This is a genomic window from Streptomyces spongiae (assembly GCF_009377185.1).
GTDB lineage: Bacteria > Actinomycetota > Actinomycetes > Streptomycetales > Streptomycetaceae > Streptomyces > Streptomyces spongiae.
Window position 1 is genome coordinate 20,828 of the sequence record NZ_VJZC01000006.1, and the last position, 14,542, is coordinate 35,369.

Here is a 14,542-nt window from a genome sequence, read left to right on the forward strand (position 1 = left end):
AATCGGATGAGCTCTCCATCGAGCGCGGTGTCGGCGGGCAGGTCGGCGGCAACGATCTGGGAAGGCACCGGTCACGTCACCGCCGACGCGGGAGCGGATCAGCACACGCCGTCGGCCCGCCGGCCCACGAGTGCCCGGTAGCCGTCCCAGTTGGGCTCCGCCGCATGATCCGGCAGGGACCAAGTCGAAGGCATGGTGGACGTCTTCCACCGCACGCCGTGGGGTTGGACGGTGTCGCCCGGTTAGCGGATCCGGGGCAGGGCCTTGTCCGGGTGCGCGGCGTGTACGTACTTCACGGCGATGCCGGGGTGGATGCCGAAGAGGCGGACGAGGTGGACCGGGTCGGCGGTCTCCCGGGCCTCGTCCAGGATGAGGTCGGCCCATACCTGCCGTGGCAGCAGCCCGATCTGGTCGAACGCGGCCCGTATCGCGCAGTAGCTGATCTGAGGAGAGGCCGGGTGCCGGTAGGTCTGGGAGGTGATGAGCAGGTGCGGGTTGGTGGCCTGGGGCCAGCGGCGGCGGCGCTCGCGCAGCCAGTCGGCCACCAGGTCGGTGCTCAGGTCGTCGAGGTAGACGAGGTGGATGCCTTCACCCCGGCGCACCGCCAGTGTTCGGCGGGCGAGGTCGGGGTCGGCCAGGTCGAGCCGGGCGACCTCCACGGCACGCACGGCGTGGATGGCGACCAGGGCGACGATGAGGCGCGCGGCGGGACCATCCAGCCGGTCCAGGGCTCCGGCCAGTCGATCGCCGGACAAGGGCCGCGGCAGGTGTACTCCAGCAGGCAACTGCAGCCCGGCCGTGGGGTTGAGGAAGATCAGCCGCTCCTGCTTCAGGGCCCGGAAAATGCTGCGCAGCACGCTGAGCAGCCCGCGGGCCACGTTGCCCTGATGGCGGGCGAGTTCGCTCGTGATGTGATCGGCGGTGACCTGTTGCAGGTCCAACCCGGCCCCCGTCCACGCGGTCAGGGTCGGCCAGGCGATGCGCAGATAGTGACGGATGCGCCGGAAGCCGGCCGGGGCGTGCCCGTAGCGGCCGCGACCGCGCAGCACCCGCACCCAGGCGCTCAGCTGGTCGGCCATCGGAGCGGGAAGCTGAGCGATCCGCGTGTGCAGGGCCTTCGCGTCGTACCGGTCGCGCCGTTCCTGGCTCAAGTCCGGTACGTGTGAGGGTGCTTGGTGCTGAATGCGGTGAGCAGCTGTGCGGGTGTCTCGGAGAGTTCGTCCGCCTCCAGCAGCGCGTGTGCGAGGAGGAAGGAGATCACGCGGCGCGTGGCAGCGGTGCCGGCCGCAACGGTCCCGGCCAGGGAACGTACGTCCCGCTCGGGGATCGGCACGTGCGGCCCCAGCCGGGCCAGCAGAGTATGCAAGACCACGGCCGCACCGCCCGGCACGTTGCGTTTGTCGGCGAGCCAGGACCGCGGGTAGGCGGAAGTGAAGGTATCCAACAGCTCCTGCGCCGGAGCCGGCAGTGGAGACAACGGTGGCAGCGCGATGACGCGGGCGCGCTGCTTGCGCTGCCAGGTCCGCGGCATCGAGAACAGATAAAGCTGCCCCGGGCCTACCGGCATAGCCACCGTCTGTCCCTCCGGGGAGGGCGTCGTGCGGGGCCGGGCGCGTGAACGAGAGGCTGGGCCGGACCGGTTGTGCACGACGAAGCCCAGCTCCCCGGCCCGCCGATTGAGCTGGTGCGCGAGCGGTCCGGCGAAGGCGAGTTGCGTGAAGGGCACCGCCGCCGACTCAGCGCCGACTTCGCGCACGTAGGCCAGGCAGGCGCGGCACAAGCCCTCCTCCGCGTGCACCGGCAGATCGTCCCGCCGGCATCTCGGACATCGGTCCACCCGGTAGCGCTCACGGTTGTTCCGCCATTCGCGACACCCACGGCACCGGGTTGCCGTAACGCCCCAGCACGCACAGTCCGCGCAGGACCGCACCGGCCAAGCCGCCGAGGGCGGGGTCGTGCGCGGCCTCAACATCCCTGCCTGCGCCAGCAGTTCAGCGGCGGCAGCTTTCAACGGCAACTGCACCTGATCGAGCATCTCCTGCGCGATCAGTTCCTCCCCCTCGGCATCCCGGATTGCCAGCGCACACCTGATCAGCCGCAGCACCATCTTCGGCCACGTCCCGGACAGCCCCGCATTCGCCGCCCGCTGCCCGGCGAGCGCCTGCAGGACCTCCTCCTCCGGCCACGTACGGCCACTGATCCGCCGGGCATCGCTCCGCTCCAGGCGCCGCCGGACCGGAAACAACATCAGTTGCCCGCGCATCACCGCCGGACAGATCCTCGGGTCGTCGACCAGCTGCCGCACCTCACGCGGCCCCAGATAGGGAGCAGCAGCACCTCGGGGACGCGGCAGGTTCCGTGCACCCTGCTGCCCCAGACCCAGCACGAAGACGTGCAGCTGGGTCGGCCCCGGGAAGACGGCATCGATACCTGCCCGGGTCTCTTCCCGCACCGCGATCACGCACGGACGGCACAGTCCGTCACTGTCCACAGCCCCGACCCGGCAGCACCGCGGACACCGCGCTGTCCCCCGGTTCTCCAGCCAGCCACGACAGCTCCAGCACAGCCCTTCCCACAGACGCGACACGCCCCAGTCCAGGCAGAGCCCACACTGCCGCACCACCACCGCAGCCCCCACCGTCAGTTCGGCGGCCGCAGCCGGCGCGGGCCGTCCCGGCGCGGCACCGGCCGCACCGGCCCCGCCTCGCCGCCAACCGCCCGCTCCTGCTCCTCCTGGCCCCCGGCGGCAGCCACCGGCTCGGCCTCCATCAGGTCGGCCACCGTGCACCCCAGCGCCGCACAGATCTTGTCCAGGTCCTCCAGCCGCACCGTCACCGGAGTGCCGCCCCACAGAGCGGCGACCTTGCTCAGCGACGGCGTGAACCCCACCTTCGCGAACGCCGCCTGTAGGTCGACCGGCCGCCAGATGTCGCGCTTGGCCGCTGCCCAGCGCAGATTCCACTTCACCGCAAACTCCCCCTATCCGCGACCAGCCGCTGCCCGGCCCGCGCCGCCGACTGCCGCCAGCGGTCCGCCTGCTCAGGATCGGCCTGGGCCGTTGCCAGGTAATTGACCGTCGTAGTCGTCCAGATATGTCCGAGCATCCGCTGCACCTCCCACAACGTCATGCCGCGCTCGTAGTTGTGGGTGGCGCACGCGTGGCGCAGCAGATGCGGGAACAACTCCGGCACCGGACCCGGCAGATACAGCCGCGACGCCGACTTCAACGCCCGCCGGAACGTCGCCGGGACGATCGCCGGCGCGATCGGAAGGTTCAGCGCCGCCACCGGCTTCGGTAGCCGCTCGGAGGGAAACAGCGGCGCCGCCGGATGCTCCGGGTCATCCTGGAACAGGCCGCGGACCTCCTCCACGTACCACCACAGCAGCTCGCGGCCCTCCTCGAACAGGAATGCCTCCCGCGGCCTCGGACCGGACCCGCGGGCTCCCTTGCCCTGGACCACGAACCGGCCCCACCGGCCCGACTCCCAGTGCACGTCACCAAGCGCCACCCCGCACAGCTCCGCAGCCCGCACCCCGGACACGTAGGCGATCTTCGCCATCACATAGTCCCGGCACGCCACCGCCTCCTTACGGGCCTGCGGCAAAGCACTCCGCCACGCCGTGAAGAACTCCCGCATCGCCCGCGGCGAAGGAGGCACCCGCAACCCGAAGTCGCCACGATGACGGGGCCGGTTGAACGGGTCAACCGGCGACTCCACGACCGCCCCGAACAGCCGATGGATCTCCCCGGCGTACCGCTGCTCCAGGAACGCGAAGTACGCATCGATCTTGCTGATCTTCGCAAGGACCGTCGACCGGGCACGCTTGCCCGGACCCGCGAAGTAACGGTCCAACGCGGCCGGCGTGAGCTGCCACGGCACGACGTCGTAGTGCTCGCACAGCTCGATCACCGGCTTGACCAGCTGGTCAATCGACGACGGCATCAACCCCGCCGCATCCCGCGCCCACTGGTACTCCGCGAGTGTGTCGAAGAAGTACGACCGCTCATCCTGCTGCCCCGAACGGTTCCGGTAGGTATGGAGAGAGGAGACCTCCGCCAGACCCACCGCATCACGTCCAGGGGGCAGGGAACGGGTTTCGGATTCCCCCATGAACCCGCAGATTACGAGTGCCACTCGCAGAATCTGCGAGTGATTGCGGGAATCTCACACCCCTGAGGGACGGCTCGAACATGGGTCTCCTACCTGCTGACTTCACCCGATCGTGCCCCTGGTCCCCACTCAGGAACCCGTGCGTACTCCAGTTGCGCCACTGCGGTGTCCGCGAATGTGGAAGGCCCGGGAGGCCGCCCGGCGCACGCGTCTGTCGCGCAAAGAGTGGGAAGCGGCCGAGCCAGTCAACGCGATTGGCCAGGGATTGCTCCTCGTGCACATCACGCTCCCGCGCGGTGAGCAGCCGGACCCGGGCGGCCTCCTCATCGACGGCTGGGCCCGTCCCGGGGTGACTGTGCAGCAAGGTCCGCGACGCCTTGGGGGGAGAGCGCCACACCGCGCGCGGCCAGGGTGCGCACCGGCTGGGCGAGCCGCTCCGGCTCGGTGTCATTGAGCAGGAAACCGGCAGCGCCGCAGTGCAGTGCGGTCAGGATGTACGCGTCGGCGTCGAACGTCGTCAGCATCGCCACCACCGGCGGATCCGGCCTCGCCCGCAGCTCGCGCAGGAGGGTGAGCCTGTCGACGTCCGGCATCCAGACATTCAGCAGCAACACATCGGGCCGCTCCCGACGGACGGTCTCCACGGCGTCGCACCCGCTCGCGGTCGCGATGACCTCGATGTCCGCCGAGACCAGGATGAGTTCGAAGCCCGAGCGGAACCTTCCCGAGGGGCTGCGCCTGTGCGCCGTCACGCCCCGCCGGGGGACGCGATCGGCGCCGGCTTCACCGGCCGATCGCTCACTCTCCTGCCGAGTTCGTCGCTACCCGCGTGGGAGGGGCCGGTGAGGCGGGGTCGGGGAGGGGGCGCCGGGCGACCTCGTGGGCGTCGTCCGGTAGGAGGCCCAGCATGCGCAGAACCATCTCGGCGAGGTTCACCGCGGCCTCGTCGCCGTCCAGGTCGGAGCGGGCGAATCTCAGCTCCACCAGGGACAGCAGGGTTCCGCCGAGTGCGGTCAGGGCGACCGCCGGATCGACGGCGGTGAAGCGGCCGGAGGCCACGCCGACCCCGAGGTCACGCAGGGCCCGCCGGGACAGACCGTTGTCCGAGTGGATGTGTCCGAGGCCGCGGCGGCGCAGGACCTGCATCAGCTCGGGGTGGGAGTCGGCCATACGGGCGCTGAGCCGGAAGCCCGCCGCGACGAGCTCGGCCGGGTCGTCGATGCCTGCCAGGCGTTCATCGGTGCTCTGGCCGAACTCCTCGAGAGCGTCCACCACCGCCGCGTCGAACAGCTCGGTCTTCGACTGGAAGTGGTTGTAGAAGGAGCCGAAGCCGACGTCGGCGCGCTCGGCGATCGCCTGGATGCTGGCACCGGCGTCCCCTGCCTCGGCGAGTATCTGGCGGGCGGCACGGATGAGCGCGCGACGGGTCTCGGCGCGGCGCCGTTCGAACCGGTTGCTGGGCGGAGCAGACGTAGACATGCACAGAGTCTACCTGCCCGGGCGATGACGACAGCAGCTCTGATGAGTTCATCATTTCCTGCGGCGAACACGTTGATGACGAGCCTGTCAAATCTGATGCTTTCCTCATTGCGGTGTTGTTGCTCGGAGGCGCCATGTCTGAAACCCGCGTCCACGAGCCCGATGTCAGGACGGCCCACCAGGACCTGTACGGCGAACAGGGCGCTCTGCGGGGAGCATCCCGGCCGCTCCCGGAATCCCGTGATCAAGGTGGCGGACTCGGCCTGGCTGGAGTTCGAGAAGCCGGATCTGGAGCGGGCCGAGGTCTTCGCCCGGGCTTCGGCTTCCAGGTCGCCGCGTGCACGGAGAGTGCGCTGTGGCTGCGGGGCACCTTCGCCGGTACGCCTTGCATGGTGATCCGGTGCGGGCGTACGTCCCGTTTCATCGGCCCGGCGTACCGCGCGGCGGAGCGGACCGACCTGGACCGGCTGGCGCGCTCCACCTGCCGACGTGCGGGACGCGGACGTGCCGGGCGGCGGCCGTTTCTTGCCGGTGTGGGTGTGCGGGATACCCGGCACTTCGAGGATGTCGTCGGGGACGTGACGGGGGGAGGCCCCGGTCCGGATCGCCTCCTTGATCTTCTCGCGGAGCGGGTCGTCCAGGGTCCCCCCGGCGGCGAGGACGACGAACAGCGGCATCCAGTAGCCGCCGTCGGGTTCCTCTGCGCCGATGACTAGGGCCTCGGTGACCTCGGGGAGGCGTTCGACGACGTCGTGGATGTCGGCGCTGCCCAGGCGTACGCCGTTGCGGTTCAAGGTGCTGTCGGAGCGGCTGTGCACGATCACCGAGCCGTGTCCCGTGACCGTGATCCAGGGCGCCCCGGTCGAGCAGGTCGTCAACCTGGCCTCCGTGGATGCCCCCGAACTCATCGCCTACTACGCCCGCCTGGGCGCCGAACGCAGGGACCGATCGTCATGACAACCGCACACAGCACCCTCGCCGTCGCGCTGTCCCTGGTCTTGTTTCCACTGGGGCTGGCGAAGATCGCCGCGGTGCCGTTCATGCGGCAGGCAGCTGCGCACCTGGGCATGTCGCCGGGCCTCTACCGCGTCATCGGCACCCTGGAAGTCGCGGGAGCCGCCGGGCTGTTGCTCGGCCTGGCGTCGGCCCCGCTCGGGGTGGCCGCCGCTGCCGGGCTGGCTGTCCTCATGGTGGCAGCCGCGGTGGTTCACCTGCGCCACGGCGACCCGCCCGTGCAGGCCCTGCCCGCCGCCGTCCTGGCCCTGACGGCAGGCGCGTACGCCGGGACGGCGATCGCGACCGGCTGACGGCCCGGGTGCGCGCCGCATCGAGCAGGAAACGGTATCGATGCCCGACAACTCACGGGCCTCTTGTACGGCGTACCGTCGACAGTGTGGAGTACACGGCCGCCAGCCTTGTGTCCCGTGTCGCCGGCGACCTCGGGTCGGTTGCGGACGAGGTGATCGCCGATGTGGTGCGGTGCCTGCGGCGTGAGGTTCCCGAACTGTGGAGCAACCCGGATCTCGTCCGCATGACGTCCGAAAACGTCGCCGAGCATGTCGTAGGGGTGCTGGCCGGCCTCGAATACGGCATCGAGCCGAGCGAGATGGATCCGCCGGCCGCCGAGCTGGAACGCGCGCGTCGGCTGGCCTGGCATGGCACGCCGGTCACCGTTCTGTTGCGGGCCTTCCGGCTCGGTCAGGGCGTCATCCTGGACAGACTGCTCGCTGAAATGCCGGGGCTGACGAAGGATGCGGAGTTGATCAGCGCGGCATCGCGCCTCCTGCTCGCGATGGCGAACGGATACGTGGACGACGCGTCCGAGCAGGGTGTCACGGCGTTCCAGGAGGAGCGGGACCGGCGACTGCAGTGGCGGCTGTCCTTGGTGAACGAGGCCGGCCTGCGCATCGGGACCACCCTGGACATCGCCCGCACCGCCCAGGAGCTGGCGGACCTCGCCCTCGGCCACTTCGCCGACGTGGTCACCGTCGACCTGCTCGACTCCGTGGTCCACGAGCACAGCACTTCGGTGCCCGGCCCCCTCGTACTGCACCGGGTCGCCCAGGCGTCGTCGGCGCAAGGCGGCCCCGAGTCGACGGTCGAGTTGGGGGCGGTTCACACCTGCCCGGACGGATCGGTCACGGCTCGCGCCCTGACCACCGGCCGGCCCTCCCGGCACACGGCGACGCCGCCGGATCCGGCCGACGCCGTCGGCGCCCACCCTGCCCGCTCGACACTCGTGGTGCCGCTGAGCGCCCGCGACGCCACTCTTGGCGTCGCGCGGTTCTGCCGTCACCGCAACCCGGTTCCCTTCGATGACGAGGATCTGCTCCTTGCCCAGGAGATCGCGGCCAGGGCGGCCGTGGCCATCGACAACGCCCGCCGCTACACACACGCCCGGGCCACAGCCCTCACTCTCCAGCGCAGTCTGCTGCCACGGCGCACGGCGGAGCAGTCCGCTGTCGATGTCGCCTGCCGTTACCTGCCCGCCAGTGCCCAGACCGGTGTGGGCGGTGACTGGTACGACGTCATCCCGCTGTCCGGAGGCCGGGTCGCCCTGGTCGTGGGCGACGTGGTCGGCCACGGCATCCACGCCGCCGCCACGATGGGGCGCCTGCGGACCGCTGTGCGCACCCTCGCTGACATCGACCTGCCTCCGGAGGAGCTGCTGACACACCTGGACGACGTCGTCATCCGGCTTTCCGCCGAAGCCTCGGCCGACCCGGACACGGAAACGGCCGGAGACGTCGGCGCCACCTGCCTGTACGCCGTCTACGACCCCGTCGACGGCCGCTGCTCCCTGGCCCGCGCGGGGCACGTGCTGCCCGTCGTGGTGAGCGCCGACGGAACCGTCGAACTCCTGGATCTGCCGCCCGGCCCCCCGCTGGGCCTGGGCGGACTGCCGTTCGAAGCGGCGGAGGTCGACCTACCCGAAGGCAGCCTGCTCGCCCTCTACACCGACGGCCTGGTCGAAGCCCGCGACCGTGATATCGAGGCGGGCCTCACCCTCCTGCGCCGCGCCCTCGCACAACCCTCCGCCTCCCTGGAGGCCGCCTGCGACACCGTGCTCCAAGCCCTGCTGCCCACAGGCCGACCCCACGACGACGCCGCCCTGCTGCTCGCCCACACCCGCGCCCTCGGGGACCACCAAGTCGCAGCCTGGGACGTGGACGCCGCCCCGGCAGCCGTCGCCCGGGCCCGTTCGAGCGCTGTCCGGCAGCTGTCCACCTGGGGACTGCAGGACCTCGACTTCATCACCGAGCTGGTGGTCAGCGAACTGGTCACCAACGCCATCCGCTACGGCCGGCCACCCATCCGCCTGCGCCTCATCCGTGACCGCTCCCTCTTGTGCGAGGTGTCCGACGCCGGCAGCACCACCCCCCACCTGCGCCGGGCCCGCGCCTCCGACGAGGGCGGACGCGGCCTGCTCCTCGTCGCCCAGCTCGCCGAGCGTTGGGGAACGCGCCACGTCCGGCACGGCAAGACGGTCTGGGCCGAGCTGGTCGAGGAGCACCACGCCGAGCACTCGGAGCCGGCTTCCGTCCTTTAGTCGGCGCCTGGTGGGGTGAGCTGCGTGACCAGCCACTGGCCGCGGCATGCAAGGGGAGCTCCCGCAGATCTGATGAGTTCATCGTTTCCTCTGCCGTAACCCTTGACGGCGCAATTCATCACGCTTGATTATTTCGTCATTACGGCGTTGTAGCGCTGACGGCGCCCGTCTGTGCAACGGGACGAGGAGCGGGAACTCACCGAGGCTGCGCTCTTAACGGCTGTCCACAGACCAGCCCGCCCCACATGCACCGTCATGCCCCCTCGCTCTCGCACGGTTCACTCAGGAGGGCTCTTCCTGCCCATGCGTAAGGAGATTCCCGTTTACCACCCCGACCTGTACTCGGCGTCGGCCATTCGCGACACGTATCCGCACTACGCCGCGCTCCGTGAACTCGGCCCCGTGGTCTGGCTGAGCAAGCACAAGGTCCACGCCCTGCCGCGCTACGCCGAATGCAAGCAGGTGCTGCTGGACGACGAGACCTTCGGCTCCTCGGACGGCGTCGCCCTGAACCCCGTCGCCAACCGTGTGGGCCAGGGCACCACCCTGTTCAGTGACGGCGACGACCACGCCCGCCGCCGCTCCCTCCTCGCGCACCGCCTCACCCCCAGGGCGCTGCGCACGATGAAGGACACCGTCGACCAGCAGGCCGCCGCCGTGGTCGCCGCCGCCGTCGCCCGCCGGACGGCGGATGCCGTCGAGGTCGCCACGGCCCTGCCGATGTCCGTCGTCCCCGACCTGGTCGGCTGGCCCCAGCAGGGCCGTGAGCACCTGCTGCGCTGGGCCGGTGCCACCTTCGACGCGCTGGGCCCGCTCAACTGCCAGGCGGTACGCACACTTCCCGCGTCCCTCGGCATGTTGCGCTACGCGCGCGGTGTCCGTGCGCGACCGGTCCGTGTTGGAGGGCAGCATGGGCCACGACCTGCTCCGCGCCGCCGACGAGGGCCGGATCATGCCCGCGGAGTGCGCCACCATGATGATCGACTACCTGGCGCTCTCCCTGGACACCACCATCAGCGCCATCTCAAGTGCCCTGTACTTGTTCGCCGTTCACCCCGAACAGTGGCGCATGCTGAAGGCGGACCCGGACCATGTCCCGAAAGCGGTCAACGAGGTCGTCCGCTACGAATCCCCGATCCGGGCCTTCTCCAGGACCGCCGCCCAGGACACGGAACTCGCGGGCACCCCCCTCCCCAAGGGCTCCCGGGTGCTGGTCCTGTACGGCTCCGCCAACCGCGACCCGCTCGAGTGGGACGACCCGGACACCTTCGGCATCCGCCGCGACGCCGCCCGCCAACTCGGCTTCGGACAGGGCACCCAGCGGCTGGGCCGGCCAGGGCCTGGCCAGCCTGGAGACCTCCGCGATCCTGCGCGCCCTGGTCGAACGCGTCGACCGCATCGAGGTGACCGGCCCACCCGAGTGGGCCCTGAACAACGTCATCCACCGCCTCGAGCGCCTGCCACTCGAACTCATCCGCGCCTGAACCCCGCCGCTCGCCCGTTCCAGGACAGCTGAGGACAGCACCATGAAGATCTCCGTCGACTATCCACGCTGCGAAGGCCACGGCCTGTGCGCCGACCAGGCCCCTGACGTCTTCAGCCTGGACGATGACGCCGAACTCACCTACCGCTTCGAGGGCACCGAAGTCCCCGACGAGCATCAGCTCGCCGCCCGCGCGGCCCTCAACGCCTGCCCGGTCGCCGTCCTGCGAGTCCTGTCGTGAGCGCACCGCGCTCGGTGCTCATCGTCGGCGAGTCACTCGCCGGCACCACCGCCGCCCGCCACCTGCGCACTGGCCACACCGGACCGGTCACGCTCATCGGCGCCGAGGAGCACGGCGCGTACTCTCGCCTGCCCCATTCCAAGGTGGTCCTGAAGGGCCCGGCAGCGGACCAGCCCCTGGGCCTGGCCCGCGACGGCCTCGACGCCGACATCATCCGCTCGCCCGCCGTCGCCGCCGACACCCGCCGACGTACCGTCACGACCGCCGACGGCCGCCAGGTCGGCTACGACGCGCTGATCGTCGCCACCGGCGCGGACGCCCGCCGGCTCGCCGCCCCCCGGCAGCGGGGCGAACTCGTCCTGCGCACCCTGGACGACGCCCGCCTGCTTCGCACCCGCCTGGCGGACGCCGAGTCGGCGATCGTGGTCGGCGCCGGCTTCCTCGGCATGGAGGTGGCCAGCGCCTGCGCGGCCCGTGGCATCCCGGTCACCGTCGTGGACGCCGACCGGCCGCTGGAACGCATCCTCGGCGACCACCTGTCCGCCGAGATCACCGCACGTGCCGTCTCACACGGCATCCGCTTCGTACAGGCCACCGGCTTCGCCACCCTGACCGGCGACCCCGTGGGCGGCGCGGCGCTCCCGGACGGCACCGAACTCACCGCGGACCTCGTGGTCACCTGTGCCGGAGAAGTACCGTGCGTCGGCTGGCTGACGGGGACCGGCCTCGCCGACCGCCTCGGCGTCGGCATTGACGGTGCCTGCGCCACCACCGCACCCGGCGTGTTCGCCGTCGGCGACGTCACCTACCTCCGTGGCAAGGCACACAGCCCGACCGGCGTGCGCCCTTCTGGTCCAACGCCGTCGCCCAGGGCAGGACCGCGGCGGCCTCGGCACTCGGTCTTCCTCCGCCGGGATCAGCGCAGGACGACTACTTCTGGACCGAGGTCGCTGATCTCACCGTCAAGATCGTCGGCCGTCTGCCGCTCCTCGGTGAACCGACCACAGTGCAGGGCAGTGTGCCCGACGGACGCGCACTGCTGACCTGGAGCCATGCCGACGGAACGTCGACGGCGTCGCCTACGGACTGCGCAAGCCGGTCGCCGCGCTACGGGCCTTGGCCGCCACGTCTTTGCCGCCGTCACCTGACGGCGGCGATGAGCGTCGCGGCGTAAGGGAGCCACGGGGCGCGGTAATCGCCGGGGTTCTCTTCCACGGCGCACCCGGCCGATCAACCCAGCCCCTGGGGACAAGCCCTCCCTGATCGAGTACCACGCCTGCCTCGGAGCGTCGAACGCTGCGCTCAGAGGCCCGGACAGCCCGGAAGTTCCACCTCCCTCCATCCAGAGAGCGCGCATCATGTACATCCACGACCGTCCGCCCGGTTCCAGACCACCGCAAGCAGCCACTGACCACCTTGCTCTGCAGCACCTGCGACGGACCTCGGGGAAGCTCAGGGTCCGCCTGCTCGTGCTCAACCTGTCCGCTGTCGGCGTTCCCCTCCTGCTGGACCTGATCCCTGGGATCCGCCTAGCCGCCCCTGTGTTCGGCCCGTTCACCCTCGGAATGCTGGTGCTCGGCACCGCTGCGCTGACCCTGGTGGTCGCGGCCCTGTGGTACGAGCGCGCCTGTCGCGTCCACTGCGATCCGAGGGCCGAGGAACTGCGTGGCCGGGCAGCGGCGTCCGAGTCGGCTCTCTGGGGGAGATCATGACGTCCGGCGCAATCCTCGCGGCCGGCGATTCCGGCCTGTTCGCACCCTTGATGGCATTTCTGCTGGTCGTCATCGTCTCATTCCTGCTCTGCCTGGTCGCGGGTATGGACAACGACACGGTCGCCGACTTCTTCACCGCCAACCGGTCCCTGTCCGTGACGAAAAACGCTCTGGCTCTGTCCGGCGACTTCATCTTCACCACCGCGCTGCTCAGCGCTGTCGGCGCCGTTTCCCTCGCGGGCTACGACGGCATGTTCGTCGCCATCAGCGCCATCGCCTCACTCGGCGTGCTTCTTCTGCTGGCCGAACCCCTGCGCAACACCGGGCGTTTCACCCTCGGTGCCATCCTGGAAAGCCGTGTGACCGGCACGGCGACCAGGGTCGCGGGCACCGTGATCACGTTGGCCGTATGCATGCCGGTGATGGTCGTACAGCTCACGGTGGCAGGTGATGTGACGGCATACGTCCTCGGGTTGAACAGACCCGGTGCAGCCGAGGTCTGCACGGCTCTCATCGGAGCGTTGATCGTCTCCTTCGCCGCGTTCGGCGGGATGCGGGGGAGCAGCATGATCGAGATCGTCAAGGTGATCGTCGTCTTCGGCACGGTTGTGGCGGTGAGCTGGGCCGCCCTCAGCCGTTTCCACTGGGATCTGGGCATCCTGTTGGAGACCGCCGCCGGACACAGCGGCAGGGCGCAATCCTTCTATGCCCCCGGCCTGCTGTATGGGGACACGATGACGGGCCGACTGGATCTGGTCTCGCTGTGCGTCACCATCGTCCTGGGGTCCGCCGTGTTTCCGCACATCCTCTTGAGGGTGAGCGCTTCCCGTAACGGGACGTCGGCCAGACGGGCCTCCACTGCCGCCGTCGTCATGATCACGCTGTTTTATGGCGCCATGGTTCTCACCGGGCTGAGCGCGACGGCGACGTTGGGCGCCGCGGTCATCGCCTCGCACGACCCGCAGGGAAACACAGCGCTGTTCCTGCTCGCCAATGCCCTTGCCGGAAGCGGCACCGGGCTGTTGTTCACCATGGTCGCCTGCGCCGCGTTCGTCACCGTCCTCGGCACCGTCGCCGGGCTCACCATGGCCGCCTCCGCGTCGCTGGCGCACGACCTGTACGCCCGGGTGTGCAGTCGAGGTGGCGGTGGTGAACGGAGCGAACTGAACGTGGCGCGTGCAGCGGTGATGACTTTCGGCCTGGTCAGCGTGTACCTGGCTGTTGTGCTGCACCACTGGAGCATCGTGGCCCTGAGTTTGTTCGCCGCCGCACTGACCGCTTCAGTGATTCTCCCCGCACTGGTGTACAGCCTCTTCTGGAAGGGCCTCACCAGAACCGGACTTCTGTGGACGCTCTACGGATCACTGGCCTGCTGCGTTGTCCTCGAAGCATTCGGCCCTGCTGTCTCCGGTGGCCCCCTAGCCCTCTTCCCCCACCGGGACTTCCACTGGTTTCCGCTGCAGAACATCGCGCTGGTAACCGTCCCCGTCGGGTTCTTCCTCGGCTGGGCGGGCAGTCTGCTCAGCCGTCGGTCCGACGCCGATCATGACCGCTACGTCGAGACGCAGACCGCACTGCTGATCGGTGGCAAGCCGCCCGGCTCCCCGTGAGGTTCCCGTGCCGTGGCAAGACCCGGACATCGCGCGGTTCACGTCGGAGCAGCAGTTCACTGGGCCGGGCGTCGCCGGGATGTTCGGGAGCGAGGCCTCTGCCTGATGGCCTTGGTGAGGCCATCAGGCAGGAGCGGCACACGATCTCGGTATCGGCCCCCCCGTGCCGGCGTCCCTGAGGTCGCGGAGCGGCTGGGCGATTCACCTCCCCTATCGACTTCGCCAGATACGTCGCCTCTGGGGCGAGGAGGCCGACGATCCGGATCAGCGCTTCGCATTGGAACGGTCCTCCGCGCCCGCAGGCTGAGCAGCGGCGCGGCGGTGTGGGCGCCTGAGAAGGCCGTTCGGCAGCGTG

Annotated in this window: 13 protein-coding genes and 3 pseudogenes; 8 read left to right on the top strand and 8 right to left on the bottom strand. The window is 70.1% G+C overall.

The features are described 5' to 3' along the window. Positions 1-242 precede the first annotated feature (242 nt). From FNH08_RS02045 to FNH08_RS02070, 6 genes and pseudogenes are all read right to left on the bottom strand, one after another. A complete protein-coding gene (locus tag FNH08_RS02045; protein WP_152769492.1) occupies positions 243-1,151 on the bottom strand; it encodes a site-specific integrase in 909 nt (302 codons plus the stop codon). Continuing rightward, complete coding sequence (locus tag FNH08_RS02050; protein WP_152769493.1) at positions 1,148-2,461, bottom strand: hypothetical protein; 1,314 nt, start codon at positions 2,459-2,461, stop codon at positions 1,148-1,150. The genes FNH08_RS02045 and FNH08_RS02050 overlap by 4 nt, the downstream gene beginning before the upstream one ends. 179 nt (positions 2,462-2,640) lie before the next feature. Further along, a complete protein-coding gene (locus FNH08_RS02055; protein WP_250078730.1) occupies positions 2,641-2,967 on the bottom strand; it encodes a helix-turn-helix domain-containing protein in 327 nt (108 codons plus the stop codon). Then, positions 2,964-4,112, bottom strand: coding sequence for a tyrosine-type recombinase/integrase (locus FNH08_RS02060; RefSeq protein WP_152769494.1), 1,149 nt, complete (start codon positions 4,110-4,112; stop codon positions 2,964-2,966). Before FNH08_RS02060 ends, FNH08_RS02055 begins: the two co-directional genes overlap by 4 nt. A gap of 277 nt (positions 4,113-4,389) precedes the next feature. After that, positions 4,390-4,864: pseudogene (locus tag FNH08_RS02065) on the bottom strand (response regulator); the annotation flags it as partial. Between the two features lie 46 nt (positions 4,865-4,910). Then, a complete protein-coding gene (locus tag FNH08_RS02070) occupies positions 4,911-5,591 on the bottom strand; it encodes a TetR/AcrR family transcriptional regulator (RefSeq protein ID WP_152769495.1) in 681 nt (226 codons plus the stop codon). 134 nt (positions 5,592-5,725) lie between these two features. On the opposite strand from FNH08_RS02070, the pseudogene FNH08_RS02075 reads away from it, so the two are divergent. Next, positions 5,726-6,113: pseudogene (locus FNH08_RS02075) on the top strand (VOC family protein); the annotation flags it as partial. Here the strand turns inward: FNH08_RS02075 and FNH08_RS02080 are convergent. Continuing rightward, positions 6,101-6,442 (bottom strand): annotated as a pseudogene (locus tag FNH08_RS02080) (AMP-binding enzyme); the annotation flags it as partial. The pseudogenes FNH08_RS02075 and FNH08_RS02080 sit on opposite strands and share 13 nt — an antisense overlap. 102 nt (positions 6,443-6,544) lie before the next feature. Here FNH08_RS02080 and FNH08_RS02085 point away from each other — a divergent pair. Next, positions 6,545-6,898 carry a DoxX family protein gene (locus tag FNH08_RS02085; RefSeq protein WP_152769496.1) on the top strand — a complete coding sequence of 118 codons (354 nt, stop codon included), beginning with the start codon at positions 6,545-6,547 and terminating at the stop codon, positions 6,896-6,898. Between the two features lie 86 nt (positions 6,899-6,984). Further along, the gene (locus tag FNH08_RS02090; protein ID WP_322723499.1) at positions 6,985-9,141 is read left to right on the top strand and encodes a SpoIIE family protein phosphatase; all 2,157 of its coding nucleotides are present in this window, start codon (positions 6,985-6,987) and stop codon (positions 9,139-9,141) included. A gap of 282 nt (positions 9,142-9,423) precedes the next feature. Here FNH08_RS02090 and FNH08_RS51485 read toward each other — a convergent pair whose 3' ends face one another. Next, on the bottom strand, positions 9,424-10,053 hold the full coding sequence (locus tag FNH08_RS51485; protein WP_228033813.1) for a hypothetical protein: 630 nt from the start codon (positions 10,051-10,053) through the stop codon (positions 9,424-9,426). Here FNH08_RS51485 and FNH08_RS51490 point away from each other — a divergent pair. The 5 genes from FNH08_RS51490 to FNH08_RS02115 all read left to right on the top strand — a co-directional run bounded on the left by FNH08_RS51490 (position 10,052) and on the right by FNH08_RS02115 (position 14,187). Continuing rightward, a complete protein-coding gene (locus FNH08_RS51490; RefSeq protein ID WP_228033814.1) occupies positions 10,052-10,657 on the top strand; it encodes a cytochrome P450 in 606 nt (201 codons plus the stop codon). The genes FNH08_RS51485 and FNH08_RS51490 overlap by 2 nt on opposite strands. Before the next feature lie 10 nt (positions 10,658-10,667). Further along, positions 10,668-10,865: a ferredoxin gene (locus FNH08_RS02100; protein WP_152769497.1), complete on the top strand. Its 198-nt coding sequence runs from the start codon at positions 10,668-10,670 to the stop codon at positions 10,863-10,865. Then, entirely contained in the window at positions 10,862-11,908 is a 1,047-nt protein-coding gene (locus tag FNH08_RS02105; protein ID WP_322723500.1) for an NAD(P)/FAD-dependent oxidoreductase, read from the top strand. Before FNH08_RS02100 ends, FNH08_RS02105 begins: the two co-directional genes overlap by 4 nt. Positions 11,909-12,223: 315 nt before the next feature. Further along, positions 12,224-12,577, top strand: a complete 354-nt coding sequence (locus tag FNH08_RS02110) for a DUF485 domain-containing protein (protein WP_152769498.1) — start codon at positions 12,224-12,226, stop codon at positions 12,575-12,577. Beyond that, positions 12,574-14,187, top strand: a complete 1,614-nt coding sequence (locus FNH08_RS02115) for a sodium/solute symporter (protein WP_152769499.1) — start codon at positions 12,574-12,576, stop codon at positions 14,185-14,187. The genes FNH08_RS02110 and FNH08_RS02115 overlap by 4 nt, the downstream gene beginning before the upstream one ends. Positions 14,188-14,542 lie beyond the last annotated feature (355 nt).

Excerpts from the sequence above, each read along its gene's own strand:
- FNH08_RS02060 (WP_152769494.1), bottom strand. The coding sequence starts at position 4,112 with ATGGGGGAATCCGAAACCCGTTCCCTGCCCCCTGGACGTGATGCGGTG.
- FNH08_RS02070 (WP_152769495.1), bottom strand. The coding sequence starts at position 5,591 with ATGTCTACGTCTGCTCCGCCCAGCAACCGGTTCGAACGGCGCCGCGCC.
- FNH08_RS02085 (WP_152769496.1), top strand. The coding sequence starts at position 6,545 with ATGACAACCGCACACAGCACCCTCGCCGTCGCGCTGTCCCTGGTCTTG.
- FNH08_RS51490 (WP_228033814.1), top strand. The coding sequence starts at position 10,052 with ATGGGCCACGACCTGCTCCGCGCCGCCGACGAGGGCCGGATCATGCCC.
- FNH08_RS51485 (WP_228033813.1), bottom strand. The coding sequence starts at position 10,053 with ATGCTGCCCTCCAACACGGACCGGTCGCGCACGGACACCGCGCGCGTA.
- FNH08_RS02100 (WP_152769497.1), top strand. The coding sequence starts at position 10,668 with ATGAAGATCTCCGTCGACTATCCACGCTGCGAAGGCCACGGCCTGTGC.
- FNH08_RS02110 (WP_152769498.1), top strand. The coding sequence starts at position 12,224 with ATGTACATCCACGACCGTCCGCCCGGTTCCAGACCACCGCAAGCAGCC.
- FNH08_RS02115 (WP_152769499.1), top strand. The coding sequence starts at position 12,574 with ATGACGTCCGGCGCAATCCTCGCGGCCGGCGATTCCGGCCTGTTCGCA.